This window comes from uncultured Campylobacter sp. (assembly GCF_938040115.1).
Classification (GTDB): Bacteria; Campylobacterota; Campylobacteria; order Campylobacterales; family Campylobacteraceae; genus Campylobacter_A.
The window spans coordinates 1-2033 of record NZ_CALHXD010000005.1 but is presented as its reverse complement, the minus strand read 5'-3'; the positions used below and the strand labels follow the sequence as shown (position 1 = coordinate 2033).

Here is a 2033-nt window from a genome sequence, read left to right as displayed (position 1 = left end):
CGCAACCGAGTTAAATTTTAGCCGCCAGCCGAGTCTAACGCTTTAAAATTTTAGCGTTTTCGCAGCCGACCTCTAGCCCCATCTTGCACGCTTTTTCGTAAAATTTAACCGCAGCTTTGACGTCCGCACTTACGCCCATGCCGCGCTCGCTCATGAAGCCGGCTTCGTTGCAGCCTTTAGCTAGCCCAAGCTCGCATGAGTTTTTATAGAGCTCGTACGCTCGCGCTTCGTCTTTTGCTATGCCAGCACCCGTCTGGCACGCGTACGCTAGCGCGTAGCAGCCCAGCTTATCGCCCATTTTGCATGCTCGCTCGTAAAATTTAGCCGCCGTACTAGGCTGCTTTGCCGCGACCTTTCCGCTAGCGATCATCGCGCCCAGATCGTAGCATGCCCGCGCGTGTCCGCCTTCGCACGCTAGATTAAAGAGCCTCGCCGCCTCGCTAAAATCCGAAACTCGGTACATCGCTAACGCGTCTTCAAACTGCTTGTTTGCCAAATTTGCAGGCACGCTCGCAAGGACGCTAGTCATCTCGTTTGAGGATCTTGTTTGCGCCGCAAAAAGCGCGCTCGCGGCAACAATCAAACAAAGTAAAATTTTTCTCATACTGACTCCTTTTTATGAGGTTTCGATTTAAATTTTAGCCCTTTTTAATAAACATAAATGAAATTTTAACTAAACTCGCCTGACTGCGTGCTCGTCTACGCCCAATTTAGGCCATATACGGCTATTTCGGCGAGATTTTATTCATCGCAAAACCGCAAAATCGCCCTGTAACCCCATCTCTGCGGTAGGAAAACAGCTCCCTCGTCTCAAACGTGCAGCGCGGATCAAACTCCACTCGCTCAACGCCAAGCGCGGCAAATTCGTCCCGCAGCGCAGCCTCCATATCAAATTTGCCGCCATTTTTATAGCGGTTAAACGCGCCCAAATCAAGCTCGCCCACCTCGTAGTTTCGCGCCTTGATATTTGCGCCCACGAATACGCGCAGATCGCCCGCCTCACAGCCAAACTCGCTTTTCATCAGCCTAACTGCATTCGCGCAAATTTTACCCGTTACGCCCGCCCTGCCCGCATGCACTGCGGCAACCACGCTGCGCCTCTCGTCCGCGATCAAAACCGGCGAGCAGTCGGCAACCAAAACGCAAAGCGCTACGCCTCTAAGCGCTGTTATCACGCCGTCACAAGGCGGTAGCTCATCATCAATATCTCGCAAAATTTCCACGCGATTTGAGTGAATTTGACGCATAAATTTTAGATTAAAAGGCGCGATACCAAGCGCAGCGGCTAAAATTTCGCGATTTTTCACTACGTTTGCGGGCAGGTCGCCGACGTGACCCGCTAAATTTAACCCCTCGTACGCACCATCGCTTACTCCACCAAAACGCGTCGTAAAGCCAAGCTTCAAGCGCTCGCTCTCAAAAACTACGTCTAAAATTTCCCGCTTCATTTTCGTCAAATTTAACCCGCCAAACCTAATAAAGGCTCGCGATGTGCTGCGACTCGTCCCAGCTGATCTCGCTTTTGCAGCTGTTTTGGGCACTGCGGCCAAACTCCAGCTGCCTAGCCACGTAGCGCGCGAGCAGATCGCTCTCCACGTTTACGTGGCGCCCCGGCTCAAACTCGCCGAACAAGCTCTCTCGAAACGTGATCGGGATGATCGTTAGGCGCACGCCTGCGGGCAAAACTTCGTTGATCGTGAGGCTCACGCCCTCGACCGCGATGCTGCCTTTATTCGCCATCAGCGGCATGACACTAGAGGGCAAATTTATATAAAAATCAACCCCGTTTTCGCGCCGCTCTATACGCACTACCTCGCCGATAGCGTCTACGTGGCCTTGTAGCAGGTGCCCGTCCACGCGGTCTGCTAGCCGCATCGCAGGCTCTATGTGCACGCGTCCGCGCAAGTTTTCCGTCACGATGTGCGCCCTGGTCTCGGCGCTAAGCTCCACGCTAAAGCCGTCTGTGTGTAGCTGCGTCACGCTCAAGCACGCGCCGTTTACAGCGACGCTATCGCCTAAATTTGGGCGGTACG

Annotated in this window: 3 protein-coding genes; all 3 read right to left on the bottom strand. The window is 53.4% G+C overall.

The features are described 5' to 3' along the window. Positions 1 to 34: 34 nt before the first annotated feature. The gene (locus Q0314_RS00140) at positions 35 to 604 is read right to left on the bottom strand and encodes a tetratricopeptide repeat protein (protein WP_298055121.1); all 570 of its coding nucleotides are present in this window, start codon (positions 602 to 604) and stop codon (positions 35 to 37) included. Positions 605 to 725: 121 nt separating this feature from the next. Continuing rightward, positions 726 to 1448 (bottom strand): polyphenol oxidase family protein, encoded by a 723-nt coding sequence (locus Q0314_RS00135; protein ID WP_298055124.1) that lies wholly within the window; start codon positions 1446 to 1448, stop codon positions 726 to 728. A 25-nt stretch (positions 1449 to 1473) separates the two neighbouring features. Next, on the bottom strand, positions 1474 to 2033 hold a 560-nt coding region (gene ribE / locus Q0314_RS00130), incomplete at its 5' end, for a riboflavin synthase (protein ID WP_298055119.1).

What these genes read in the sequence shown, in the direction of transcription:
- Q0314_RS00140 (WP_298055121.1), bottom strand. Translation starts at nt 604, where the DNA reads ATGAGAAAAATTTTACTTTGTTTGATTGTTGCCGCGAGCGCGCTTTTT.
- Q0314_RS00135 (WP_298055124.1), bottom strand. Translation starts at nt 1,448, where the DNA reads ATGAAGCGGGAAATTTTAGACGTAGTTTTTGAGAGCGAGCGCTTGAAG.